The sequence below is a fragment of the Streptomyces sp. NPDC044064 genome, from assembly GCF_056434245.1.
In genome coordinates this window covers 1-25,893 of the sequence record NZ_JBWKFN010000005.1, presented here as the reverse complement: position 1 = coordinate 25,893, position 25,893 = coordinate 1, and the positions used below count along the sequence as shown (strand labels likewise).

The 25,893-nt window shown below is 70.3% G+C and carries 22 protein-coding genes; 19 read left to right on the top strand and 3 right to left on the bottom strand.

The genetic code is table 11. The features are described 5' to 3' along the window. The first annotated feature begins 156 nt into the window (after positions 1-156). Entirely contained in the window at positions 157-2,706 is a 2,550-nt protein-coding gene (locus AC07DS_RS09845; protein WP_479143955.1) for a RelA/SpoT family protein, read from the top strand. Positions 2,707-2,782: 76 nt separating this feature from the next. On the opposite strand, the gene AC07DS_RS09840 is transcribed toward AC07DS_RS09845, so the two are convergent. Further along, on the bottom strand, positions 2,783-4,012 hold the full coding sequence (locus AC07DS_RS09840; protein ID WP_479143954.1) for a DUF349 domain-containing protein: 1,230 nt from the start codon (positions 4,010-4,012) through the stop codon (positions 2,783-2,785). 154 nt (positions 4,013-4,166) lie between these two features. Continuing rightward, positions 4,167-4,988 (bottom strand): peptidylprolyl isomerase, encoded by an 822-nt coding sequence (locus tag AC07DS_RS09835; protein WP_479143953.1) that lies wholly within the window; start codon positions 4,986-4,988, stop codon positions 4,167-4,169. Positions 4,989-5,167: 179 nt separating this feature from the next. Between AC07DS_RS09835 and AC07DS_RS09830 the strand changes: the two genes are divergently transcribed. The 5 genes from AC07DS_RS09830 to rpsD all read left to right on the top strand — a co-directional run bounded on the left by AC07DS_RS09830 (position 5,168) and on the right by rpsD (position 10,333). Next, the gene (locus AC07DS_RS09830) at positions 5,168-5,875 is read left to right on the top strand and encodes an MBL fold metallo-hydrolase (protein ID WP_479143952.1); all 708 of its coding nucleotides are present in this window, start codon (positions 5,168-5,170) and stop codon (positions 5,873-5,875) included. A 14-nt stretch (positions 5,876-5,889) separates the two neighbouring features. Further along, positions 5,890-7,152, top strand: coding sequence for a histidine--tRNA ligase (hisS, locus tag AC07DS_RS09825; protein WP_479143951.1), 1,263 nt, complete (start codon positions 5,890-5,892; stop codon positions 7,150-7,152). A gap of 207 nt (positions 7,153-7,359) precedes the next feature. Continuing rightward, a complete protein-coding gene (locus AC07DS_RS09820; protein ID WP_479143950.1) occupies positions 7,360-8,016 on the top strand; it encodes a vitamin K epoxide reductase family protein in 657 nt (218 codons plus the stop codon). 44 nt (positions 8,017-8,060) lie between these two features. After that, positions 8,061-9,416, top strand: coding sequence for a replication-associated recombination protein A (locus AC07DS_RS09815; RefSeq protein WP_479143949.1), 1,356 nt, complete (start codon positions 8,061-8,063; stop codon positions 9,414-9,416). A 302-nt stretch (positions 9,417-9,718) separates the two neighbouring features. Next, a complete protein-coding gene (gene rpsD, locus AC07DS_RS09810) occupies positions 9,719-10,333 on the top strand; it encodes a 30S ribosomal protein S4 (RefSeq protein WP_020938857.1) in 615 nt (204 codons plus the stop codon). Between the two features lie 21 nt (positions 10,334-10,354). Here rpsD and AC07DS_RS09805 read toward each other — a convergent pair whose 3' ends face one another. Continuing rightward, positions 10,355-12,517 carry an ATP-binding protein gene (locus AC07DS_RS09805; RefSeq protein ID WP_479143948.1) on the bottom strand — a complete coding sequence of 721 codons (2,163 nt, stop codon included), beginning with the start codon at positions 12,515-12,517 and terminating at the stop codon, positions 10,355-10,357. Between the two features lie 171 nt (positions 12,518-12,688). On the opposite strand from AC07DS_RS09805, the gene AC07DS_RS09800 reads away from it, so the two are divergent. From AC07DS_RS09800 to nusB, 13 genes are all read left to right on the top strand, one after another. Next, the gene (locus tag AC07DS_RS09800) at positions 12,689-13,129 is read left to right on the top strand and encodes a DUF948 domain-containing protein (protein ID WP_094220724.1); all 441 of its coding nucleotides are present in this window, start codon (positions 12,689-12,691) and stop codon (positions 13,127-13,129) included. A 7-nt stretch (positions 13,130-13,136) separates the two neighbouring features. Then, positions 13,137-13,490: a hypothetical protein gene (locus AC07DS_RS09795; protein WP_479143947.1), complete on the top strand. Its 354-nt coding sequence runs from the start codon at positions 13,137-13,139 to the stop codon at positions 13,488-13,490. Next, entirely contained in the window at positions 13,490-16,162 is a 2,673-nt protein-coding gene (gene alaS / locus AC07DS_RS09790; protein WP_479143946.1) for an alanine--tRNA ligase, read from the top strand. The genes AC07DS_RS09795 and alaS overlap by 1 nt, the downstream gene beginning before the upstream one ends. A 25-nt stretch (positions 16,163-16,187) precedes the next feature. Next, positions 16,188-16,652 (top strand): Holliday junction resolvase RuvX, encoded by a 465-nt coding sequence (gene ruvX, locus AC07DS_RS09785; protein WP_145881128.1) that lies wholly within the window; start codon positions 16,188-16,190, stop codon positions 16,650-16,652. 122 nt (positions 16,653-16,774) lie between these two features. Then, positions 16,775-18,481 (top strand): endolytic transglycosylase MltG, encoded by a 1,707-nt coding sequence (mltG, locus tag AC07DS_RS09780; RefSeq protein WP_479143945.1) that lies wholly within the window; start codon positions 16,775-16,777, stop codon positions 18,479-18,481. Further along, on the top strand, positions 18,462-19,301 hold the full coding sequence (locus tag AC07DS_RS09775; protein ID WP_479143944.1) for a shikimate dehydrogenase: 840 nt from the start codon (positions 18,462-18,464) through the stop codon (positions 19,299-19,301). Before mltG ends, AC07DS_RS09775 begins: the two co-directional genes overlap by 20 nt. Before the next feature lie 177 nt (positions 19,302-19,478). Continuing rightward, complete coding sequence (gene aroC, locus AC07DS_RS09770) at positions 19,479-20,663, top strand: chorismate synthase (protein ID WP_479143943.1); 1,185 nt, start codon at positions 19,479-19,481, stop codon at positions 20,661-20,663. 32 nt (positions 20,664-20,695) lie between these two features. After that, the gene (locus tag AC07DS_RS09765; protein ID WP_479144228.1) at positions 20,696-21,178 is read left to right on the top strand and encodes a shikimate kinase; all 483 of its coding nucleotides are present in this window, start codon (positions 20,696-20,698) and stop codon (positions 21,176-21,178) included. Beyond that, positions 21,175-22,266 (top strand): 3-dehydroquinate synthase, encoded by a 1,092-nt coding sequence (gene aroB / locus AC07DS_RS09760; protein ID WP_479143942.1) that lies wholly within the window; start codon positions 21,175-21,177, stop codon positions 22,264-22,266. Before AC07DS_RS09765 ends, aroB begins: the two co-directional genes overlap by 4 nt. 181 nt (positions 22,267-22,447) lie before the next feature. Then, positions 22,448-23,314: a Pro-rich N-terminal domain-containing protein gene (locus AC07DS_RS09755; protein ID WP_479143941.1), complete on the top strand. Its 867-nt coding sequence runs from the start codon at positions 22,448-22,450 to the stop codon at positions 23,312-23,314. Between the two features lie 169 nt (positions 23,315-23,483). Then, the gene (locus tag AC07DS_RS09750) at positions 23,484-24,590 is read left to right on the top strand and encodes an aminopeptidase P family protein (protein ID WP_479143940.1); all 1,107 of its coding nucleotides are present in this window, start codon (positions 23,484-23,486) and stop codon (positions 24,588-24,590) included. Positions 24,591-24,646: 56 nt separating this feature from the next. Next, the gene (gene efp, locus AC07DS_RS09745) at positions 24,647-25,213 is read left to right on the top strand and encodes an elongation factor P (protein ID WP_451726020.1); all 567 of its coding nucleotides are present in this window, start codon (positions 24,647-24,649) and stop codon (positions 25,211-25,213) included. A 2-nt stretch (positions 25,214-25,215) separates the two neighbouring features. Next, a complete protein-coding gene (gene nusB / locus AC07DS_RS09740; protein ID WP_479143939.1) occupies positions 25,216-25,650 on the top strand; it encodes a transcription antitermination factor NusB in 435 nt (144 codons plus the stop codon). Positions 25,651-25,893 lie beyond the last annotated feature (243 nt).

Below are 25,893 nucleotides of genomic sequence, written 5' to 3'. Positions count from 1 at the left end.
CCTCGGAGCCACCTCCTGGAATCCTGCGCCCGTCCCTCGTGTTGCAGGGGTAGACGGTCCTCACATCCGCCTGAAGGCGATGACCGGGCGCAGGATCGCTACCATGGGGTCTCCGGAGCCTGACCGGGGGACCCGGATCGCGCACGAGGAGTCCTCTTGCCAGACGAGGCCCAGCCACTGACCGCCGCCAAGCCCGAGCCCGCCTCGGCACCCGCGGCCAAGCCCGCGCCGAACGTGTCGCATGCGAAGAACGACACCCGCGGGGCGGTCGAGCACGCCCAGTCCACGCCCGTGGAGAAGGCTGCCGAGGTGGCGCGCCCCAAACCGTCCCCCACTCCCGACTCCGCCCGAGCGGGGGGACCCCCGTCGCCCGGACGTCCGGCCACCAACCAGCCCGCCCGCAGCGGCTCCTCCAACCGCGTCCGAGCCCGCCTGGCCCGCCTCGGTGTCCAGCGCGCGAACCCGTACAACCCCGTGCTGGAGCCGCTGCTGCGGATAGTGCGCAGCAACGACCCGAAGATCGAGAACTCGACGCTCCGGCAGATCGAGCGTGCCTACCAGGTCGCCGAGCGCTGGCACCGGGGGCAGAAGCGCAAGAGCGGCGACCCGTACATCACGCATCCGCTCGCCGTCACCACCATCCTCGCCGAGCTGGGCATGGACCCGGCCACCCTCATGGCGGGCCTGCTGCACGACACCGTCGAGGACACCGAGTACGGCCTGGACGACCTGCGCCGCGACTTCGGCGACGTCGTCGCCCTCCTCGTGGACGGCGTCACCAAGCTGGACAAGGTCAAGTTCGGCGAGGCCGCGCAGGCCGAGACCGTGCGCAAGATGGTCGTCGCGATGGCCAAGGACCCCCGGGTCCTGGTGATCAAGCTCGCCGACCGCCTGCACAACATGCGCACCATGCGCTACCTCAAGCGCGAGAAGCAGGAGAAGAAGGCGCGCGAGACGCTGGAGATCTACGCGCCCCTCGCCCACCGCCTGGGCATGAACACCATCAAGTGGGAGCTGGAGGACCTCGCGTTCGCGATCCTCTACCCCAAGATGTACGACGAGATCGTACGGCTGGTGGCCGAGAGGGCACCGAAGCGTGACGAATACCTGGCCATAGTGACCGACGAGGTCCAGGCCGACCTGCGCGCCGCCCGTATCAAGGCGACCGTCACCGGACGCCCGAAGCACTACTACAGCGTCTACCAGAAGATGATCGTCCGCGGTCGCGACTTCGCGGAGATCTACGACCTGGTGGGGATTCGTGTACTTGTCGACACGGTCCGCGACTGCTACGCCGCCCTCGGCACCGTGCACGCGCGATGGAACCCGGTCCCCGGCCGGTTCAAGGACTACATCGCGATGCCCAAGTTCAACATGTACCAGTCGCTGCACACGACGGTCATCGGACCCAACGGCAAGCCCGTCGAACTGCAGATCCGCACCTTCGACATGCACCGCCGCGCCGAGTACGGCATCGCCGCGCACTGGAAGTACAAGCAGGAGGCCGTCGCCGGCGCCTCCAAGGTCCGCACCGACGTGCCCAAGGCGGGCAAGGGCAAGGACGACCACCTCAACGACATGGCGTGGCTGCGCCAGTTGCTCGACTGGCAGAAGGAGACCGAGGACCCCGGCGAGTTCCTGGAGTCCCTACGCTTCGACCTGTCCCGCAACGAGGTCTTCGTCTTCACGCCCAAGGGCGACGTCATCGCGCTCCCGGCCGGCGCGACCCCGGTCGACTTCGCATACGCCGTCCACACCGAGGTCGGCCATCGCACCATAGGAGCGCGGGTCAACGGCAGGCTCGTACCGCTCGAATCCACCCTGGACAACGGCGACCTGGTGGAGGTCTTCACCTCCAAGGCGCCCGGCGCGGGTCCGTCCCGGGACTGGCTCGGGTTCGTCAAGTCGCCGCGTGCCCGCAACAAGATCCGGGCCTGGTTCTCCAAGGAGCGCCGCGACGAGGCGATCGAGCAGGGCAAGGACGCCATCGTCCGCGCCATGCGCAAGCAGAACCTGCCGATCCAGCGCATCCTCACCGGCGACTCCCTCGTCACGCTCGCGCACGAGATGCGCTACTCCGACATCTCCGCGCTGTACGCGGCGATCGGCGAGGGCCATGTCTCCGCGCAGAACATCGTGCAAAAGCTCGTCCAGGCGCTCGGCGGCGAGGAGGCGGCCACCGAGGAGATCGACGAGGCCGTCCCGCCGACCCGTACCCGCGGCCGCAAGCGCCGCTCCAGCGCCGACCCCGGCGTCGTGGTCAAGGGCGTCGACGACGTGTGGGTCAAGCTGGCCCGCTGCTGCACGCCCGTCCCCGGCGACCCGATCATCGGCTTCGTCACGCGGGGCAGCGGTGTGTCGGTTCACCGCAGCGACTGCGTCAACGTGGAGTCGCTGTCCCGTGAACCGGAGCGCATCCTCGACGTCGAGTGGGCGCCCACCCAGTCCTCGGTCTTCCTGGTCGCCATCCAGGTCGAGGCGCTGGACCGCTCCCGCCTGCTGTCGGACGTCACCCGCGTCCTGTCCGACCAGCACGTCAACATCCTCTCCGCGGCCGTCCAGACCTCCCGCGACCGGGTGGCCACCTCCCGCTTCACCTTCGAGATGGGCGACCCGAAGCACCTCGGCCACGTCCTGAAGGCCGTACGGGGCGTGGAGGGCGTGTACGACGTCTACCGCGTGACCTCGGCGCGCAGCCGGTCGTAGACGGTCGTAGGACACCCACGCACGAGGAAGGGCCCCGTACGCCACGTACGGGGCCCTTCTCGATGCGCAGCGGGGATCAGCCGCCGAACTCGTGCAGGCCCTTCAGAGCCTGGTCCAGGAGCGCCTGACGGCCCTCCAGCTCACGCTCCAGCTTGTCGGCCTTGGAGTTGTTGCCCTGGGCACGCGCCTGCTCGATCTGCGCCCGCAGCTTGTCCACGGCGGCCTGCAGCTGACCGGTCAGCCCCTCGGCACGCGCACGCGCCTCCGGGTTGGTCCGGCGCCACTCGGCCTCCTCGGCCTCCTGGATGGCCCGCTCGACGGCGTGCATCCGGCCCTCGACCTTCGGCCGCGCGTCCCGCGGGACGTGACCGATGGCCTCCCAGCGCTCGTTGATCGAGCGGAAGGCGGCCCGGGCGGCCTTGAGGTCCGTGACCGGGAGGATCTTCTCGGCCTCCTCGGCCAGCTCCTCCTTGAGCTTCAGGTTCTCCGACTGCTCGGCGTCGCGCTCGGCGAAGACCGAGCTGCGGGCGGCGAAGAACACGTCCTGGGCGCCGCGGAAGCGGTTCCACAGGTCGTCCTCGTGCTCGCGCTGGGCACGGCCCGCCGCCTTCCAGTCCGCCATCAGCTCGCGGTAGCGCGCCGCCGTCGGACCCCAGTCCGTCGAACCGGACAGCGACTCGGCCTCGGCGACCAGCCGCTCCTTGGTCTTGCGGGCCTCCTCGCGCTGCGCGTCCAGCTGCGCGAAGTGACCCTTGCGACGCTTGGAGAACGCCGACCGGGCGTGCGAGAAGCGGTGCCACAGCTCGTCGTCGGACTTGCGGTCCAGCCGCGGCAGCCCCTTCCAGGTGTCCACCAGCGCCCGCAGCCGCTCACCGGCGGCCCGCCACTGGTCGGACTGCGCCAGCTGCTCGGCCTCGGTGACCAGGTCCTCCTTGGCCTTGCGGGCCTCGTCGGACTGCTTGGCCCGCTGGACCTTGCGCTCCTCGCGCCGCGCCTCGACCGTCGCCACGAGCTTGTCGAGACGGGCCCGCAGCGCCTCCAGGTCACCCACGGCGTGATGCGCGTCCACCTGCTCGCGCAGGTGGTCGATCGCGGTCTGGGCGTCCTTCGCGGACAGGTCCGTCGTCTGCACTCGCTTCTCGAGGAGGCCGATCTCGACAACCAGGCCCTCGTACTTGCGCTCGAAGTAGGCAAGCGCCTCCTCAGGGGAGCCGGCCGCCCAGGAACCGACGACCTGCTCGCCGTCGGCCGTACGCACGTACACGGTCCCCGTCTCGTCGACGCGGCCCCACGGGTCGCTGCTCACAGCGCCTCCTCCACATGATGCCCGCGGGGGCCTCGGCGCCCCCGGGCATCGTCCACAGTTTCGTCACGGCCAACATAGGCGACCAGCAGGTTGCCTGTCCGCATCCAGCGCGACCGAAATTCCGCAGTTGGCCGTGTTGAGCGCCGGTACGGCGTCAGGACTTGGTGACCGTCGCCTTGTTGATCACGACCGTAGCGTTCGGGGCGCCGTCACCGGCACCCGTGTTCTCACCCGCGGCCGCGATCTTGTCCAGCACCTTCAGGCCCGCCGCGTCGATCGTGCCGAACGGTGTGTAGCTGGGCGGCAGCGGGCTGTCCTTGTAGACGAGGAAGAACTGGCTGCCGCCGGTGTGCTTCTGACCGGTGTTGGCCATCGCCACCGTGCCCGCCGGGTACTTGTTGCCCTTCAGGCTCGCGTCCTTCAGGTTCTCGTCCGGGATCGTGTAGCCCGGGCCGCCGCTGCCGACGCCCGTCGGGTCGCCGCACTGCAGCACGTAGATGCCGTTCGTGGTCAGGCGGTGGCACTTGGTGTGGTCGAAGAAGCCCTTGCCCGCCAGGAAGTCGAACGAGTTCACGGTGTGCGGCGCGGCCGACGTCTTCAGCGCGATGCCGATGTCACCGCACGTCGTCGCGAGCTTCATCGTGTACTTCGCCGACGTGTCGATCGACATCGCCGGCTCCTTCTTCCAGGTCTCCTTCGCGATGGAGCCGGCGGCCGGCTTCGCGCAGGGGTCCGGCGCCTTGCTGCTCGGCGTGGCGCTCGGCGTCACGTCGGCGCTCGCGTTGGTCTTCTTGTCGTCGTTCTTGAGCACGCCGGTCGTGTACAGCGCGACACTGCCGATCACGACCACGCCCAGTACCGACGCGATCACAGAGTTGCGCATATTCGCCTTGCGCCGCGCGCTGGTGCGCCGCTGCTGCTGCCGCAAGAACTTCTCCCGGGCGAGCTGACGCCGCCGCTGCTCCTGGCTGACCACCGGGTTCTCTCCTCATGCGTGTCGTGTGTCGACCGGTACGCGTGCGACCTGTGAGCCGACAGCTGCGTGTAGCCCCGTACCGTATATGGGTTGGCTGAGGAAACGGCAGCGCCGGTAGTCTCTGGACCACGGGCTGCCCGCCCGTAAGCCCTCCCGTATCGACACAACGAAGGACGATCGTGCTCATTGCCGGGTTCCCCGCCGGGGCCTGGGGGACGAACTGTTATCTCGTCGCCCCCGCCGCCGGTGAGGAGTGCGTGATCATCGACCCGGGCCACCAGGCCGCCCAGGGCGTCGAGGAAGCGCTGAAGAAGCATCGGCTCAAGCCCGTCGCCGTCGTCCTCACCCATGGCCACATCGATCATGTGGCCTCGGTCGTCCCCGTGTGCGGCGCGCACGACGTACCGGCCTGGATCCACCCCGAGGACCGGTACATGATGACCGACCCCGAGAAGGGGATCGGCCGGTCCATCGGCATGCCGCTCATGGGCGAGCTGACCGTGGGGGAGCCGGACGACGTCAAGGAGCTGACCGACGGCGCGAGGCTCGCGCTCGCCGGGATGGAGCTCTCCGTCGCGCACGCACCGGGCCATACCAGGGGGTCGGTGACCTTCCAGATGCCCGAGACCGCGGACATCCCCTCGGTCTTCTTCTCCGGGGATCTGCTGTTCGCCGGCTCCGTCGGACGCACCGACCTTCCGGGTGGCTCCATGGAGGACATGCTCGACTCGCTGGCCCGCGTGTGCCTGCCGCTCGAGGACTCCACCGTGGTGCTGTCCGGCCACGGCCCCCAGACGACCATCGGCCAGGAGCGCGCCACCAACCCCTATCTGCGGCAGGTGGCGGCCGGCCAGGGAGCCCCCCAGGCTCCCCGACGAGGAATGTGACGAGAGAGCTTTCCGTGAGCACCTTTCAGGCCCCCAAGGGCACGTACGACCTGATTCCGCCGGACTCCGCCAAGTACCTGGCGGTCCGCGAGGCGATCGCGGCCCCGCTGCGCAACTCCGGCTACGGCTACATCGAGACTCCCGGCTTCGAGAGCGTCGAACTCTTCGCACGCGGCGTGGGTGAGTCCACCGACATCGTCACCAAGGAGATGTACGCCTTCGAGACCAAGGGCGGCGACCAGCTGGCCCTGCGTCCGGAGGGCACGGCGTCCGTCCTGCGCGCGGCCCTGGAGGCCAACCTGCACAAGGCGGGCAACCTCCCGGTCAAGCTCTGGTACTCCGGCTCGTACTACCGCTACGAGCGCCCCCAGAAGGGCCGTTACAGGCACTTCTCCCAGGTCGGCGCCGAGGCGATCGGTGCCGAGGACCCGGCGCTGGACGCCGAGCTGATCATCCTCGCCGACCAGGCGTACCGCTCCCTGGGCCTCAGCAACTTCCGCATCCTGCTGAACAGCCTGGGCGACAAGGAGTGCCGTCCGGTCTACCGGGCCGCGCTGCAGGACTTCCTGCGCGGCCTTGACCTCGACGAGGACACCCAGCGCCGTGCCGAGATCAACCCGCTGCGCGTGCTCGACGACAAGCGGGAGTCGGTCCAGAAGCAGCTGGGCGGCGCCCCGCTCCTGCGTGACTACCTGTGCGACGCCTGCAAGACGTACCACGAGGAGGTGCGCGAGCTGATCTCCGCGGCGGGTGTGTCCTTCGAGGACGACCCGAAGCTGGTGCGCGGCCTGGACTACTACACCCGCACCACCTTCGAGTTCGTGCACGACGGTCTGGGCTCCCAGTCCGCGGTGGGCGGCGGCGGCCGCTACGACGGTCTGTCCGAGATGATCGGCGGCCCCGCGCTGCCGTCCGTCGGCTGGGCCCTCGGCGTCGACCGCACCGTCCTCGCCCTGGAGGCCGAGGGTGTCGAGCTGGACATCCCGTCCGCGACCAGCGTCTACGCGGTGCCGCTCGGCGAGGAGGCCCGCCGGGTCCTGTTCGCGAAGGTCACCGAGCTGCGCAAGGCCGGTGTCGCCACGGACTTCTCCTACGGCGGCAAGGGCCTCAAGGGCGCCATGAAGAACGCCAACCGCAGCGGGGCCCGCTACGCGATCGTCGCCGGCGAGCGCGACCTCGCCGAGGGCGTCGTGCAGCTCAAGGACATGGAGTCCGGCGAGCAGACGGCGGTCGGTGTGGACGACATCGTGGCCGAGCTGCGGTCGCGGCTCGGCTAGCCGCACCCGCGCGCGTGGGCGCCGGCTGTCCCCTCGGGGGTGTCCGGCGCCTTCGTCGTCTCGGGTACGGGCGCTGTCCGGAACCGAACGGACGGGACCCGTCGTACGTACATCCTTATGCGGAGCGAACGGTGCGCACCCGGGTGTGTGCGGCACAATGTCCGGTGCCCGAAGATGGTCCAACTCTCAAGTGACGGAATCGGCGTGATGAGCAAGACGACAGTCAAGGACGTCTCCACGGAGCCCGAGCCGGAGCGCGCCGTCGACGCCCCCAGCACGGTGGGCGGCAGTCGCGCCTTCGCCCTGCTGCTGGTGATCACCGGTGCCGCCGGACTGCTCGCCGCCTGGGTCATCACGATCGACAAGTTCAAGCTGCTGGAAGCCAAGGTCGAGGGCAAGACGTTCACCCCCGGGTGCAGCCTCAACCCGGTCGTCTCCTGCGGCAGCGTCATGGAGAGCAAGCAGGCCGCCGCCTTCGGCTTCCCCAACCCGATGCTCGGCCTGGTCTGCTACGGCATCGTCGTCTGCGTCGGCATGAGCCTGCTGGCCCGTGCCCGCTTCCCGCGCTGGTACTGGCTGACCTTCAACTTCGGCACGCTGTTCGGCGTCGCGTTCTGCACCTGGCTGCAGTTCCAGTCCCTGTACCGGATCAACGCGCTGTGCCTGTGGTGCTCGCTCGCCTGGGTCGCCACCATCACCATGTTCTGGTACGTCACCTCGTTCAACATCCGCAACGGCTTCCTGCCGTCGCCGCGCTGGCTGAAGTCCTTCTTCGGCGAGTTCACCTGGGTCGTGCCGGTCCTGCACGTCGGGATCATCGGCATGCTGATCCTGACCCGCTGGTGGGACTTCTGGACCAGCTGACATCCGGGGCCGCGTTGTCAGTGGTGTGACATAGGGTTTCCAGCGTGGAAGCCGACCTGTTCACCGCCGCAGCAGAGGAACGCCAGGAGAAGGACCCGGCCGGCAGCCCCCTGGCGGTCCGCATGCGCCCGCGCACCCTCGACGAGGTGGTGGGCCAGCAGCACCTGCTCAAGCCGGGATCCCCGCTGCGCAGACTGGTCGGCGAGGGCAGCGGCGGCCCGGCCGGACCCTCCTCGGTGATCCTCTGGGGCCCGCCCGGCATCGGCAAGACGACCCTCGCCTACGTCGTCTCCAAGGCGACCGACAAGCGGTTCGTGGAGCTGTCCGCGATCACCGCGGGCGTCAAGGAGGTCCGCGCGGTCATCGACGGGGCCCGCCGCGCCACCGGCGCCTTCGGCAAGGAGACCGTCCTCTTCCTGGACGAGATCCACCGCTTCAGCAAGGCCCAGCAGGACTCCCTGCTCCCCGCGGTCGAGAACCGCTGGGTGACCCTGATCGCCGCGACCACGGAGAACCCGTACTTCTCGGTCATCTCCCCGCTGCTGTCGCGCTCCCTCCTCCTCACCCTCGAACCCCTCACCGACGACGACATCCGCGGACTCCTGAAGCGGGCGCTGACCGACGAGCGCGGCCTCAAGGCGGCCGTCACCCTCCCCGAGGACACCGAGGACCACCTCCTGCGCATCGCCGGCGGCGACGCCCGCCGCGCCCTGACCGCCCTGGAGGCCGCCGCCGGGGCCGCCCTCGACCAGGGCGAGCCGGAGATCAGCCTCCGGACCCTGGAGCAGACCGTCGACCGGGCCGCGGTGAAGTACGACCGCGACGGCGACCAGCACTACGACGTCGCCAGCGCCCTCATCAAGTCGATCCGCGGCTCCGACGTCGACGCCGCCCTGCACTACCTGGCGCGCATGATCGAGGCCGGAGAGGACCCCCGCTTCATCGCCCGCCGCCTGATGATCTCCGCCAGCGAGGACATCGGTCTGGCCGACCCCCACGCGCTGCCCATCGCGGTCGCCGCCGCCCAGGCCGTCGCCATGATCGGCTTCCCCGAGGCCGCCCTCACCCTCAGCCACGCCACCATCGCCCTCGCGCTCGCCCCCAAGTCCAACGCCGCGACCACCGCGATCGGCGCGGCCATGGAGGACGTACGCAAGGGCCTGGCCGGAGCCGTACCGCCGCACCTGCGGGACGGGCACTACAAGGGCGCCGCCAAGCTCGGCCACGCGCAGGGCTACGTGTACCCGCACGACCTGCCCGAGGGCATCGCCCAGCAGCAGTACGCCCCGGACGCCCTCAAGGACCGCGAGTACTACACACCGACCCGGCACGGAGCCGAGGCCCGGTACGCGGACGCCGTCGAATGGACCCGCAAGCACCTCGGTCGCAAGCGGTCCTGAGCGCCCTGTAGAATCCCTCGAAGTGCTGAGTCCCGCGCAGTCAGAGCGGGACAGCCAGCCGGAGACCCGGTCCCTCGGGACTGATCTCCAGGAGCGTCGCGCACCGTCGAACGGTGTCGCGGGCAGCCCACCACCACCCGGATCCCGGGAGAGGTCGGTGGGCCACTCGCGTGCTGCACGTATGTGCCCAGACCAGGGGAGCGGCTGCCCGACAGGTCCGATACGGACCCGGCGGGTTTCCCCGGCTGCGGATGCGACCTCCCTCAACTCTGACAAGCCGAAAACGAGGAAAGAGAAAGACAGTGGCGAACCAGTCCCGCCCCAAGGTCAAGAAGTCGCGTGCCCTCGGCATCGCGCTGACCCCGAAGGCCGTCAAGTACTTCGAGGCCCGCCCCTACCCGCCGGGCGAGCACGGCCGCGGCCGCAAGCAGAACTCGGACTACAAGGTCCGTCTGCTCGAGAAGCAGCGCCTGCGCGCTCAGTACGACATCTCCGAGCGCCAGCTGGTCCGCGCCTACGAGCGTGCGTCCAAGGTCCAGGGCAAGACCGGTGAGGCCCTGATCGTCGAGCTGGAGCGCCGTCTCGACGCGCTGGTCCTGCGTTCGGGCATCGCCCGCACGATCTACCAGGCCCGCCAGATGGTCGTCCACGGCCACATCCAGGTCAACGGCCAGAAGGTCGACAAGCCGTCCTTCCGTGTCCGTCCGGACGACGTCGTGCAGGTCCGCGACCGCTCCAAGGACAAGACCCTCTTCCAGATCGCCCGCGAGGGTGGCTTCGCCCCCGACGGTGAGACCCCGCGCTACCTGCAGGTGAACCTCAAGGCCCTGGCGTTCCGCCTGGACCGCGAGCCGAACCGCAAGGAGATCCCGGTGATCTGCGACGAGCAGCTCGTCGTCGAGTACTACGCCCGCTGATCCCAGCACCGGCGCAGCATCTCAGCCCGCCGTCTCCCCGCCCTTCCGGGTGGGCGAGGCGGCGGGTTCGCGTTTCCCGGCGTCCCCGAGCGCGTGCGACACCGGCCCGCGCGGCGCCGGCAGGGCCTCCAGCGGCCGTACGCCGCCGCCCCCCAGCGCCCGCGCCACGGCCGCGTCGCCGTCCAGCTCCGCCCCCGCGCGCACGCACTCCTCGTACCGCTCGTCGCCGAGCGCCTGCCGGGCCGTCGCCTCGCACAGCTCGTGCGGGGCGTTGTAGTAGGCGGAGCCGAACAGCGGCAGCCCCACCGACGGCCACATCCGGCCCGCGGCGCCCTGCAGCACCGCCGCCTCGGCCGGGTCGCCCTGGGCCGCCGTCACCAGGGCGAGCAGTTCGAGGGACAGCACCGATCCCAGCAGATCGTGGAAGGCGTGCGCGTTGTCCAGGCAGTCCGCGAGCAGCTCCCGCGCGCCGGCCGGATCACCGTCCCGCCAGGCCGCGTAGGCCAGCACGTACAGCGCGTACGACCGGGCCCAGCGCTCGCCGTGGTCCTCGCACACCCGGCTTACGTCCTCGCACAGCCGCACCGCGTCCGCCAGATCCCCCTGGAACGCCCGCGCCATTGCCAGCTCCACCTGGGCCATCAGCACGTTGCTGTTCAGCTCGCCGATCTCCTGGTACCGGTCGAGAGCCGAGCGCAGCAGCGTTTCTGCGCGTGCCATGTCATCCGTGACCAGGGCCAGACAGCCGGTGCGGTGCTCCGCGTACGCGACCGCCGTTCCGTCCGCGACCCGCTCCGCCTGCACCCGGCACTCCCGCAGCGCGGCCAGCGCCGGCACGGTGTCGCCCTGCAGGATCGCCACATAACCGAGCACCCACAGGGCCTTCAGCCGGGACTGCTCGTACTCCGAATCCAGCTCCACGCTGCGCTCCAGCCAGCGCCGCCCCTCCGACAGCCGCCCGCAGCCGGCCCAGCAGAACCACAGCGAACCCGCCAGGTACTGCCCCAGATGCGCCTCGTCCGGCTCGGTCAGGCAGAACTCCAGGGCGGTGCGCAGGTTCGGCAGCTCGACCTCGACCCGCGCCGCCACCTCGCGCTGCCGGGCCGAGAACCACTCCAGCTCGCACCAGGTCGCCAGCCCCAGGTACCAGTCCCGGTGCCGCCGCCGCAGCCGTACCGCGTCGCCCGTCGCCTCCAGCCAGTCGCCGCCGTAGGCCCGGACCGTGTCCAGCATCCTGTAGCGGGGGCCCGCCGGAGTCTCCTCGCGGGACAGGACCGACTGCGCGAGCAGCTCCGTCAGCACGTCCAGGACGTCCTCGGCGTCCAGCCCGTCCCCGCTGCACACGTACTCGGCCGCCTCCAGGTCGAAGGTCTGCGCGAACACCGAGAGCCGCGCCCACAGCAGCCGCTCCGCCGGGGTGCACAGCTCATGGCTCCAGCCGATCGCCGTACGCAGCGCCTGATGGCGGGGGAGAGCGTCCCGGCCGCCGCCGGTCAGCAGCCGGAACCGGTCGTCGAGCCGCTCCAGCAACTGCGCCGGCGACAGCGCCCGCAGTCGCCCCGCGGCCAGCTCCAGAGCCAGCGGGATCCCCTCCAGCCGGCGGCACAGCTCCCGCACTACGGGGCAGTCCTCCGGCTCAGGCCCGTGCTGCCGGGCCCGGTCCGTGAACAGCTCCACCGCCTCGTCCTCGGCGAGCGGGGCCAGCGGGAACAGCCGCTCGCCGGTCAGCCCCAGTGGGCGCCGCCCCACGGCCAGCATCCGCAGCTCCGGCAGCCTGCGCAGCAGTTCGGACACCAGGTCGGCGCAGGCCGCCACCAGATGCTCGAACCCGTCGAGCACCAGCAGGAGTCGGCGGCCGGCGAGACGGTCCAGCAGGGTCTGGCGGGGTAACCGGGTGGTGTGGTCGGTCAGCCCCAGCGCCTCCACGACCGCGTACTCCACGAACTGCGGATCCTGTACGGGCGCCAGCTCGACCCTCACCCAGGCCCGCGGCGCCGACCGGGCCGCCGCCCGTGCGGCCAGCCGGGACTTGCCCACGCCGCCGACCCCGGTCACCGTCACCAGCCGGGCGGCCTCCATCGCCTCGGCCAGCTGGGCGAGTTCGGCCGAGCGCCCGACGAAGGCGGTGAGTTCAAGGGGCGGAGACCCGTCCGTGTAAGGGCCGGGGCGCTGAGGACCTCGCATGGGACACGGAGCGTACTGAACCGTGTTCATTCCGTACAATCGCTTCCCGCAACTCCACCATCCGCCGACCGTAAACCGGTACGGAGCCGCACCCGTGGCGCGATAGGCTCGGTGCACTGCTTATTCATGGTTTCGAAGTTCAGAGCACGTTTCAGGGAGCGGGTGCGCACAGTGTCCGGTGGAGAGGTGGCCGGGATCCTGGTGGCCGTCTTCTGGGCGATCCTGGTCTCCTTCCTCGCCGTCGCACTGGCGAGGCTGGCCCAGACGCTCAAGGCGACCACCAAGCTCGTGGCGGACGTGACCGACCAGGCCGTCCCGCTGCTCGCCGACGCCTCCGCGGCCGTGCGCTCCGCGCAGACCCAGATCGACCGGGTCGACGCGATCGCCTCCGACGTCCAGGAAGTCACGTCGAACGCCTCCGCGCTCTCGACCACCGTCGCCTCGACCTTCGGCGGCCCGCTGGTCAAGGTCGCGGCCTTCGGCTACGGCGTGCGCCGGGCGATCGGCGGCCGCAAGGAGAACGTGCCCGCCAAAGAGCCCAGGCGTACCGTGATCGTGGGCCGCACGGTCCCGGCGGCACGCAAGCGGAGCAACCGGGGAAAGAAGGACTGACCGAGCGATGTTCCGCCGTACGTTCTGGTTCACCACGGGTGTCGCCGCAGGTGTGTGGGCCACCACCAAGGTCAACCGCAAGCTGAAGAAGCTGACCCCCGAGAGCCTCGCCGCGACCGCGGCCAACAAGGCCCTGGAGACCGGTCACCGCCTGAAGGACCGCGCGGTCGGCTTCGCGCTCGACGTCCGCGACAACATGGCGCAGCGGGAGGCCGAGCTGGCGGACGCGCTGGGTATCCAGGAGGACCCCGAACTCCCCGCACCCCGGCGGTACACCGCCATCGAGAACAGCGACAACCACAGCAACCCGAAGTACATCGAAGCCCCGATGTACTCGTACAACCGGAATGAGGACCACTGATGGAGTCGGCCGAGATTCGCCGCCGCTGGCTGAGCTTCTTCGAGGAGCGCGGGCACACCGTCGTCCCTTCGGCGTCGCTCATCGCGGACGACCCGACTCTGCTCCTCGTCCCCGCCGGCATGGTTCCCTTCAAGCCCTACTTCCTGGGTGAGGTCAAGCCGCCGTTCCCGCGCGCCACCAGCGTGCAGAAGTGCGTGCGCACGCCCGACATCGAAGAGGTCGGCAAGACCACGCGCCACGGCACGTTCTTCCAGATGTGCGGCAACTTCTCCTTCGGCGACTACTTCAAGGAAGGCGCCATCAAGCTCGCCTGGGAGCTGCTCACCAGCCCCCAGGACAAGGGCGGTTACGGCCTCGACCCCGAGCGCCTGTGGATCACCGTCTACAAGGACGACGACGAGGCCGAGCGCATCTGGCACGAGGTCGTCGGCGTGCCCAAGGAGCGCATCCAGCGCCTCGGCATGAAGGACAACTACTGGTCCATGGGCGTCCCCGGACCCTGTGGTCCCTGTTCCGAGATCAACTACGACCGCGGCCCCGAGTTCGGCGTCGAGGGCGGCCCCGCCGTCAACGACGAGCGGTACGTGGAGATCTGGAACCTCGTCTTCATGCAGTACGAGCGTGGCGAGGGCATCGGCAAGGACAACTTCGAGATCCTCGGGGACCTGCCGAGCAAGAACATCGACACGGGCCTCGGCCTGGAGCGCCTCGCCATGATTCTGCAGGGCGTGCAGAACATGTACGAGATCGACACCTCCATGGCCGTCATCGACAAGGCCACCGAGCTGACCGGTGTGCGCTACGGCGACGCCCACGGCTCGGACGTGTCCCTCCGTGTGGTCACGGATCACATGCGTACGGCCACGATGCTCATCGGCGACGGCGTCACCCCCGGCAACGAGGGCCGCGGCTACGTCCTGCGCCGCATCATGCGCCGCGCCATCCGGAACATGCGTCTGCTGGGCGCCACCGGTCCGGTCGCGCTCGACCTGGTCGACACCGTCATCCGGATGATGGGCCAGCAGTACCCGGAGCTGGTCACCGACCGCGAGCGCATCGAGAAGGTCGCCCTCGCCGAGGAGAACGCCTTCCTGAAGACGCTGAAGGCCGGCACCAACATCCTCGACACAGCCGTCACCGAGACCAAGCAGGCCGGCTCCTCGGTCCTGCCCGGCGACAAGGCGTTCCTGCTCCACGACACCTGGGGCTTCCCGATCGACCTCACCCTCGAGATGGCCGCCGAGCAGGGGCTGTCCGTGGACGAGGACGGCTTCCGCCGCCTGATGAAGGAGCAGCGGGAGCGCGCCAAGGCCGACGCCCAGGCCAAGAAGACCGGCCACGCCGACATGGGCGCCTACCGCGAGATCGCCGACGCCGCCGGCGAGACCGACTTCATCGGCTACGGCGACACCGAGGGCGAGTCCACGATCGTCGGCCTCCTGGTCGACGGCGTCTCCTCCCCGGCCGCCACCGAGGGCGACGAGGTCGAGGTCGTCCTCGACCGCACCCCGTTCTACGCCGAGGGCGGCGGCCAGATCGGCGACACCGGCCGGATCAAGGTCGACTCCGGTGCCGTGATCGAGATCCGCGACTGCCAGAAGCCGGTCCCCGGTGTGTACGTCCACAAGGGCGTCGTCCAGGTCGGCGAGGTCACGGTCGGCGCCAAGGCCCACGCCTCCGTCGACTCCCGCCGCCGCAAGGCCATCGCCCGCGCCCACTCGGCCACCCACCTGACCCACCAGGCCCTGCGCGACGCCCTCGGCCCGACGGCCGCCCAGGCCGGTTCCGAGAACCAGCCCGGCCGTTTCCGCTTCGACTTCGGCTCCCCGTCCGCCGTCCCGACGGCCGTGATGACCGACGTCGAGCAGAAGATCAACGAGGTGCTCGCCCGCGATCTCGACGTGCACGCCGAGGTCATGGGCATCGACGAGGCCAAGAAGCAGGGCGCCATCGCCGAGTTCGGCGAGAAGTACGGCGAGCGCGTCCGCGTCGTGACCATCGGCGACTTCTCCAAGGAGCTGTGCGGCGGCACGCACGTGCACAACACCGCCCAGCTGGGCCTGGTGAAGCTGCTCGGCGAGTCCTCCATCGGCTCCGGTGTCCGCCGTATCGAGGCGCTGGTCGGCGTCGACGCCTACAACTTCCTCGCCCGCGAGCACACGGTCGTCAACCAGCTGACCGAGCTGCTCAAGGGACGTTCGGAGGAGCTGCCGGAGAAGGTCGCCTCGATGCTCGGCAAGCTGAAGGACGCCGAGAAGGAGATCGAGAAGTTCCGCGCCGAGAAGGTGCTGCAGGCCGCCGCCGGTCTCGTCGAGTCCGCCAAGGACATCAAGGGCGTCGCTCTTGTCACCGGCCGGGTCCCGGACGGCACCACGCCGGACGACCTGCGCAAGCTGGTCCTCGACGTGCGCGGCCGCATCCAGGGCGGCCGGGCCGCCGTGGTCGCCCTGTTCACGGTCAACAACGGCAAGCCGCTGACCGTCATCGCCACCAACGAGGCTGCCCGCGAGCGCGGCCTCAAGGCCGGTGAACTGGTCCGTACCGCCGCCAAGACGCTCGGCGGCGGCGGTGGCGGCAAGCCGGACGTCGCCCAGGGCGGCGGCCAGAACCCGGCCGCGGTCGGCGAGGCCGTGGAGGCCGTCGAGCGCCTCGTCGCCGAGACCGCCAAGTGACAGTTAAGTAAGGAAACGGTCGGAAATGCGCAGAGGACGCCGACTCTCGATCGACGTCGGGGACGCCCGGATCGGGGTCGCCTCGTGTGACCCCGACGGGATCCTCGCCACTCCGGTGGAGACCGTCCCCGGCCGGGACATCCCGGCCGCCCACCGCCGCCTCAGGCAGCTGGTGGAGGAGTACGAACCGATCGAGGTCGTCGTCGGACTCCCTCGCTCCCTCAAGGGGGGCGAGGGCCCGGCCGCCCAGAAGGTACGCGCCTTCGTCCAGGAGCTCGCCAAGGGCATCGACCCGGTGCCGGTCCGGCTGGTCGACGAGCGGATGACGACCGTGACGGCCAGTCAGGGACTGCGCGCCTCGGGGGTGAAATCCAAGAAGGGCCGGGCCGTCATCGACCAGGCAGCAGCCGTCATCATCCTGCAGCAGGCCCTGGAATCCGAACGGGTGTCAGGTAAAGCACCCGGCGAGGGCGTCGAAGTGGTCATCTGATCGCGATACGGTAACGTTCCGCGCGATGCGGCGGTGTTCGAACAGCCGCCGCACAGCAAGAGGCGGAACGGAAGCCGGTCCACCGGCCATGCGACCGTCGGCCTCGCGGCTCTAGGGGATCGATGACTGAGTATGGCCGGGGCCCTGGCTCCGAACCGTGGCATCCGGAGGACCCGTTGTACGGGGACGGCGGATGGGGAGGACAGCAGGCCCACGTCGGCCAGCAGTCCCCCTACGGCGGCCAGCCACAGCAGCAGTACCCGCAGCCGCAGCACGGTGACTGGACCCAGGGGCAGCAGCCCGGGTACGACCAGCAGCAGTACCAGTACTACGACGAGCAGGGACGGCAGCAGTACGGTCAGCAGTACACCGGCCAGGACCAGCAGTACGCGGTGCAGGCCCCGCAGCAGTACCAGCACCAGGGCGGCTGGGAGGCGTCCGGCACGCACGGCCAGGTGCCCTACACGCCCGACCCGAGCGACCCGTACGGCCAGCAGCCCGCTTCCTACGGCGGGGAAGCGCCCGACTTCTACGGCACCGAGGACGCCTACCCGCCGCCGGTGCCGCCCAGCCGCAGGCGTCCCGATTCGAAACCGGAACCGGATCCCGAGACCGGCTGGGACCCGGGCGAGGACCAGGGCGAGCACGCCTTCTTCGCCGGAGGCGGCGATGACGACGATGCCGACGACGAGGCGGACAGCCGGTCCGGCCGTGGCGAACGGCGCGGCAAGAAACCGGTCAAGAGCAAGAAGCGGCGCACCGGCTGCGCCTGCATGGTCGTCGTCCTGGTCTTCGGTGGCGGCCTCGGCACGGTCGGCTACTTCGGCTACAAGTACTACCAAAATCGTTTCGGCCCGGCCCCGGACTACGCGGGCAGCGGCAACGGCGAACAGGTCACGGTCTCCATCCCGAAGGGCGCGGGCGGCTGGGAGATCGGTACGAAGCTGAGGGAGGCGGGCGTCGTCGAGAGCGCGGACGCGTTCGTCTCCGCGCTGCAGGCGAACCCCAAGGGCAAGGGGCTCCAGGAAGGCGTCTATACGCTGGAGAAGCAGATGTCCGCCGCCAGCGCCGTGCAGCTGATGCTCGACCCGAAGAGCCAGAACAATGTGATCGTCACGCCCGGCGAGCGCAACGCGGGTGTCTACGCGGCGATCGACAAGAAACTCCAGCTGTCCACCGGAACCACCCGGAAGCTCGCCAAGCAGGAATACCGGAAGTTCGGTCTGCCGAGCTGGGCGCAGAGCAGCAGCCAGATCCAGGACCCGCTGGAGGGCTTCCTGTTCCCGGGTACCTATGCGGCCGCGAAGGGCATGAAGCCCGACGCGATCCTGAAGCAGATGGTCACCCAGGCCAAGGAGAGGTACGCCGCCTACGACCTGCCGGCGAAGGCGAAGGCGTTGGGCCTGAACAACGCGTTCCAGCTCATCACGGTCATGAGCCTGGTCCAGGCCGAGGGCAAGACGCACGACGACTTCCGCAAGATGGCCGAAGTGGTCTACAACCGTCTGAAGCCCACGAACACCGAGACGAACCAATTGCTCCAGTTCGACTCGACGTACAACTACCTCAAGGGCACGAGCAACATCCACATCTCCGAGAAGGAGATCAACAGCAACCAGAGCCCGTACAACACCTATACCCACAAGGGCCTTCCGCCCGGTCCGATCGGAAACCCCGGTGAGGACGCGATGAAGGCGGCACTGAATCCGACGCACGACGGCTGGATGTATTTCGTGGCGACCGACGGTGTGAACAACACCGAATTCGCCAAGACCAACGACGAATTCGAAAAGCTCAAGGAAAAGTTCAATGCCTCCTCGGGCAACTGACGCCCGCCGGGCTGCCGTGCTCGGATCGCCCATCGCCCACTCCCTCTCCCCGGTGCTGCACCGGGCGGCCTACGAGGCACTCGGACTGACCGACTGGTCGTACGGCCGCTTCGAGATCGACGAAGCCGCCCTGCCCGGCTTCATCGAGGAGCTCGGGCCGGAGTGGGCGGGGCTGTCGCTGACCATGCCGCTGAAGCGCGCGGTCATCCCGCTGGTGGACGAGATCAGCGAGACGGCCGCGTCGGTCGACGCCGTCAACACCGTGGTCTTCACCGAGGACGGCCGCCGCATCGGCGACAACACCGACATCCCGGGCATGGTGGCCGCCCTGCGCGAGCACGGCATCGAACAGGTCGACTCCGCGGCGATCCTCGGTGCCGGCGCCACGGCCTCCTCGGCGCTGGCCGCACTCGCCCGGATCTGCACCGGTGAGGTCGTCGCCTACGTCCGCAGCGAGGCCCGCGCCGCCGAGATGCGCCAGTGGGGCGAGCGGCTCGACGTGGACGTCCGTACTGCGGACTGGGGCGACGCACGGGAGGCCCTGAAGGCACCCCTGGTGATCGCCACCACCCCGGCCGGCACCACCGACGCGCTCGCCAGCGCCGTGCCCGAGCGCCCCGCCACCCTCTTCGACGTGCTCTACGAGCCGTGGCCCACCGAGCTCGCGGCCCGCTGGTCCATGTTCGGCGGTGCCGTGGTCAGCGGCCTCGACCTGCTGGTCCACCAGGCCGTTCTCCAGGTCGAGCGGATGACGGGCCGCTCCCCTGCCCCCCTGGAGGCCATGCGGCACGCAGGCGAGAAGGCGCTCGCCGCGCGCTGAAGGGCCGCCTCCGTTCCGCCGCCGCGTCCCGCCTGCTGGACCAGCGGCCGGACACCGCCCCCGGACGTGGGAGGATCGGAGGTGGCGGACCGGGGTCGCGCACCCGGTGGCGTCGTCGCCGTACGCGAGGACGTGCGTACGCAGGGCAGTACCGGGCGCGAACACTGAGGAGCACCGTTGAGCAGGCTGCGTTGGCTGACCGCGGGGGAGTCCCACGGTCCCGCACTTGTCGCGACGCTGGAGGGGCTTCCCGCCGGCGTGCCGATCACCACCGAGATGGTGGCGGACCACCTTGCGCGGCGGCGGCTCGGCTATGGCCGCGGTGCGCGGATGAAGTTCGAGCGCGACGAGGTCACCTTCCTGGGTGGCGTCCGGCACGGCCTCACCCTCGGCTCCCCGATCGCGGTCATGGTGGGCAACACCGAGTGGCCCAAGTGGGAGCAGGTCATGGCGGCCGACCCGGTCGACCCCGAGATCCTCGACGGCCTCGCCCGCAACGCTCCGCTGACCCGTCCCCGGCCCGGCCACGCCGACCTCGCCGGCATGCAGAAGTACGGTTTCGACGAGGCCCGTCCGATCCTGGAGCGCGCCTCCGCCCGCGAGACCGCCGCGCGTGTGGCGCTCGGCGCCGTCGCCCGCTCCTACCTGAAGGAGACGGCCGGCATCGAGATCGTCTCCCACGTGGTCGAGCTGGCCGCCGCCAAGGCCCCGTACGGCCTCTACCCGACCCCGGCCGACGTCGAGAAGCTGGACGCCGACCCGGTGCGCTGCCTGGACGCCGACACCTCGAAGGCGATGGTCGCGGAGATCGACCAGGCCCACAAGGACGGCGACACGCTCGGCGGCGTGGTCGAGGTGCTCGCCTACGGCGTCCCGGTCGGCCTGGGTTCGCACGTGCACTGGGACCGCCGGCTGGACGCCCGGCTCGCCGCCGCCCTCATGGGCATCCAGGCGATCAAGGGCGTCGAGGTCGGCGACGGCTTCGAGCTGGCCCGGGTGCCCGGCTCCAAGGCGCACGACGAGATCGTCGGCACCCCCGAGGGCATCAAGCGGTCCAGCGGGCGCTCCGGCGGCACCGAGGGCGGCCTGAGCACCGGCGAGCTGCTGCGCGTGCGCGCCGCGATGAAGCCGATCGCGACCGTGCCCCGGGCCCTGCAGACCGTCGACGTCGCCACCGGCGAGGCCACCCAGGCCCACCACCAGCGCTCCGACGTGTGCGCGGTCCCGGCCGCCGGCATCGTCGCCGAGGCCATGGTGGCGCTCGTCCTGGCCGACGCCGTCGCGGAGAAGTTCGGTGGTGACTCCGTCCCCGAGACGCGGCGGAACGTGCAGTCGTACCTCGACAACCTCGCCATCCGGTGACCGCCGTGCCTGCGGTAGTACTGGTCGGCCCGATGGGAGTGGGCAAGTCCACCGTCGGGCAGCTGCTGGCCGAGCGCCTCGGGGTCGTCTACCGGGACACCGACGACGACATCGTCGCCGCCGAGGGCCGGACCATCGCCGAGATCTTCGTGGACGAGGGCGAGTCCGCCTTCCGCGCGATCGAGAAGCGCACGGTGCACACCGCGCTCGCCGAGCACGAGGGCGTCCTCGCGCTCGGCGGCGGGGCGGTACTCGACGCGGACACACGGGCGCTGCTCGCCGGGCACCGGGTGGTCTACCTCTCCATGGACGTGGAGGAGGCGGTCAAGCGCACCGGCCTGAACGTGGCCCGGCCGCTGCTCGCGGTCAATCCGCGCAAGCAGTGGCGCGAGCTGATGGAGGCCCGCCGTCACCTGTACGAGGAGGTCGCCACCGCCGTCGTGCCGACCGACGGCCGCACCCCCGAAGAGGTCACCCAAGCAGCGCTGGACGCACTGGAGTTGAAGGAAGCATGAGCGAGGCAGTCACCCGGATCCAGGTCGCCGGCACCGCGGGCACCGAGCCGTACGAGGTGCTGGTCGGCCGGCAACTCCTGGGCGAGCTGGCCGGGTTGATCGGGCCGAAGGCCAAGCGCGTCGCGGTGATCCACCCCGAGGCGCTCGCCGAGACCGGCGACGCACTGCGCGCCGACCTGGCCGACCAGGGCTACGAGTCCGTCGCCATCCAGGTGCCCAACGCGGAGGAGGCCAAGACCGCCGAGGTCGCCGCCTACTGCTGGAAGGCGCTGGGCCAGTCCGGCTTCACCCGCACCGACGTCGTCGTCGGCGTCGGCGGCGGCGCCACCACGGACCTCGCCGGGTTCGTGGCCGCGACCTGGCTGCGCGGGGTGCGCTGGATCGCCGTCCCGACCACCGTGCTGGCCATGGTGGACGCGGCGGTCGGCGGCAAGACCGGCATCAACACCGCCGAGGGCAAGAACCTGGTCGGCGCGTTCCACCCGCCGGCCGGTGTCCTGTGCGACCTGGCCGCGCTCGACTCCCTCCCGGTCAACGACTACGTCTCCGGTCTCGCGGAGATCATCAAGGCCGGCTTCATCGTCGACCCGGTGATCCTCGACCTCATCGAGGCCGACCCCGAGGCCGCCCGCACTCCGGCCGGCCCGCACACGGCCGAGCTGATCGAGCGCTCGATCCGGGTCAAGGCGGACGTCGTCTCCTCCGACCTGAAGGAGTCCGGGCTCCGGGAGATCCTGAACTACGGCCACACGCTCGGCCACGCGATCGAGAAGAACGAGCGCTACAAGTGGCGGCACGGTGCGGCGGTCGCGGTCGGCATGCACTTCGCCGCCGAACTGGGCCGTCTGGCGGGCCGGTTGGACGATGCGACGGCGGACCGCCACCGCACCGTCCTCGAGTCGGTCGGCCTGCCGCTGCACTACCGCTACGACCAGTGGCCCAAGCTGCTGCAGGCGATGAAGGTCGACAAGAAGTCCCGCGGTGACCTGCTGCGCTTCATCGTCCTGGACGGGCTGGCGAAGCCGACCGTGCTGGAGGGCCCGGACCCGGCCGTTCTCCTCGCCGCCTACGGAGAAGTGGGCCAGTAGGAAGCGGTCCAGTAAGTCCTCCACTGTTCCCTTCCGCCCGATTGCCTTTCCGGGCCGGGCACTTCGGACCGCCCCCGGTCGTTTCACCAAACGACGGCCGGGGGCGGTACCGTTCGCTAGGGAGCGGGCTCCGTACCCGCCTGCCAGCGCCAAATGTGTGTACGAGACGGAGTGGCAACGGATGCAGCACGCAGTGGGGTCTCCGCTGCCGCCGCCCCACCGGCCGGGGCAGGGACCGCACGCCGGCTGGGAGCCGGCCGCACACCACCCGGGAGCCCCACAGGGTCCCGCACCCGCGCCCCCGCCGCCACCCGGCTACCCCGGAGCCGGGCCGGGATCCGTGCCCCCGCCCGCTCCCGTGCCGCCCGCGCCTCCGCAGCACGCCCCCGCCCCGCCGCCCGACACGACCGGTCATGTCCCGCTGCCGCCCGGCGGTCCGGTCGGTGTGCCCACCGCGCCCCCTGCCGCGGCCGCCGTCCCGGACCCGACGACCACCACCCTGGCGGTCCTGCTGATCGGCCCCGCGGGCGCGGGCAAGACGAGCGTGGCCAAGTACTGGGCCGACCACCGCCGGGTGCCCACCGCGCACATCAGCCTGGACGACGTGCGCGAATGGGTCCGCGCCGGCTACGCGAACCCGCAGTCCGGGTGGAACGACAACTCCGAGGCCCAGTACCGCCTGGCCCGCCGCACCTGCGGCTTCGCCGCCCGGAACTTCCTGGCCAACGGCATCTCCTGCATTCTCGACGACGCCGTCTTCCCGGACCGCCCCGTGGTGGGCCTCGGTGGCTGGAAGCGGCATGTCGGCCCAGGCCTGCTGCCGGTGGTCCTCCTCCCGGGCCTCGACATCGTCCTGGAGCGCAACGCCGAACGCACCGGCAACCGCCGCCTCACCGACGAGGAGGTGGCCCGCATCCACGGCCGCATGGCCGGCTGGTACGGCTCGGGCCTCCCGATCATCGACAACTCCCAGCTGGACGTCCCGGGCACGGCCCAAGTACTGGACGAGGTCCTGACCAGGGCCATCGCAAGCCCCCCGAGCTGGTGACCGGCGGGCGGCCGGTCCTGTCCGAGTGGTGCGGGGCCCCATCGGGGGGCGGCTCCGCCGCGTGGGCCCGATCGATCCCCGCCGGCCCGCACCCGTAGGCACTACCGACCGCACCCCACTCGGCCCCCACCAACCAGCGCAAGCCGGACAAAACTCCTACGATCATCTCATGTCAGAGGTGTACGCGACCCGCCGTGCCCAGCTCAGGGAACGCTGCAACGCGGCCGGCGCCGCGGCAGCGCTCATCTCGCGCCCTGCCAACGTGCGCTACCTCGCCGGTGCGGCACCGCGGGGCTCCGTGCTGCTGCTGGGCAAGAGCGAGGACCTGCTGGCCTGCGCCGGCCCGCTGGACGACCGGCCGACCGAGGGCCGTCCCGACGAGGCCCTGACGGTGCATGTCCTGCCCTCGCCGGGCGGCGACCCCGCGGTCACGGCAGCCGGCCTCGCCGAAGTGCAGGGGGCCGAATCCCTCGCGGTGGAGGAACACCACCTCACCGTCGCCCGCCACCGTGCGCTGTCCGCCGTCGCCCCCGGGCTGCGCCTCGCCGACCTCGGCGGGGCCGTCGAGCAGCTCAGGGTCGTCAAGGACGAGGAGGAGATCTCCTGCCTGCGCATCGGCGCCGAGATCGCCGACCAGGCCCTCGGTGAGCTGCTGGAGTCCATCCTGGTCGGCCGCACGGAACGGCACCTCGCGCTGGAGCTGGAGCGGCGTCTGGTCGACCACGGCGCCGACGGGCCCGCGTTCGCGACCTCGGTGGCCACCGGCCCCAACTCCGGCCGCCGCGGCCACCGGCCCACCGACCGCCGCGTGGAGGAGGGCGACTTCCTCTCCGTCTGTCTGGGCGCCACCTACCGCGGCTACCGCTGCGAGATCGGCCGTACCTTCGTCATCGGCACCTCGCCCGCCGACTGGCAGATCGAGCTGTACGACCTGGTTTTCGCAGCCCAGCGAGCCGGACGAGAGTCCCTGGCGCCCGGCGTCGCCTACCGCGACGTCGACCGTGCGGCACGCCAGGTACTGGGCTCCGCAGGCTATGCTGAGGCTCTGCCACCGCTGACGGGACACGGCGTCGGACTCGAAATCGACGAGGACCCGCAGCTGGCCCCTGCGTCCATGGGTAAACTGGACGCTTGCGTGCCGGTCACCGTCGAACCGGGGGTCCACCTCCCGGGCCGGGGCGGCGTCCGGATCGATGACACGCTCGTCGTACGCCCTGAGGCGGACGGCGGACCCGAGCTACTCACCATCACGACCAAGGAGCTGCTCGCGCTCTAGCCTCGCGCTGTGCGCGTGCCCCGGGGTCGTACGTCAGTCCAGGAGATTCCGCAACCGTGGCTTCCACGAACGACCTCAAGAACGGCATGGTGCTCAAGCTCGAAGGCGGCCAGCTCTGGTCCGTCGTCGAGTTCCAGCACGTCAAGCCCGGCAAGGGCCCGGCCTTCGTGCGCACCAAGCTCAAGAACGTGCTCTCCGGCAAGGTCGTCGACAAGACCTTCAACGCCGGTGTCAAGGTCGAGACGGCCACTGTCGACAAGCGCGACATGCAGTTCTCGTACATGGACGGCGAGTACTTCGTCTTCATGGACATGGAGACCTACGACCAGCTGATGGTCGACCGCAAGGCCGTCGGCGACGCCGCCAACTTCCTCATCGAGGGCTTCACCGCCACCGTCGCGCAGCACGAGGGCGAGGTGCTCTTCGTCGAGCTTCCGGCCGCCGTGGAGCTTGTCATCCAGGAGACCGAGCCGGGCGTCCAGGGCGACCGCTCCACCGGTGGCACCAAGCCCGCCATCCTGGAGACCGGCCACCAGATCCAGGTCCCGCTCTTCATCACCACCGGTGAGAAGATCAAGGTCGACACCCGTACGAGCGACTACCTCGGCCGGGTGAACAGCTAACCGTGGCTGCCCGCAACACGGCCCGCAAACGCGCCTTCCAGATCCTCTTCGAGGGCGACCAGCGCGGCGCCGACGTCCTGACGGTCCTCGCGGACTGGATCCGGCTGTCCCGGTCCGACACCCGGCAGCCGCCGGTGAGCGAGTACACGATGCAGCTGGTCGAGGGCTACGCGGTCTACGCGAAGCGCATCGACGAGCTGATCTCCCAGTACGCGGTGGGCTGGACGCTCGACCGGATGCCGGTCGTCGACCGGAACATCCTGCGTCTCGGCGCCTACGAGCTGATCTGGGTGGACGAGACCCCGGACGCCGTCGTCCTGGACGAGATGGTGCAGATCGCCAAGGAGTTCTCCACGGACGAGTCGCCCTCGTTCGTGAACGGCCTGCTCGGCCGGCTCAAGGAGCTGAAGCCGTCGCTGCGCCGGGACGAGGCGTAGACGGTACGGCAAGCGCCGGAGGGCCCGCAGCGAGCGCATGCTGCGGGCCCTCCGGCGTTTTCTGTGCCCGCGCGCCGTGGAAGTGTCGCGGGAGGGCGGGTGCGGGGGGGGGGGGGGGGGGGGGGGGGGGGGGGGGGGGGGGGGGGAAAGGAAAAAAAAAAAAAAATAACCCCCCCCCAAAAAAACACCCCCCCCTCCGCAACACCCCCCCCTTTTCCTGTTTGTCTCCGTTTTTTCCCCGAC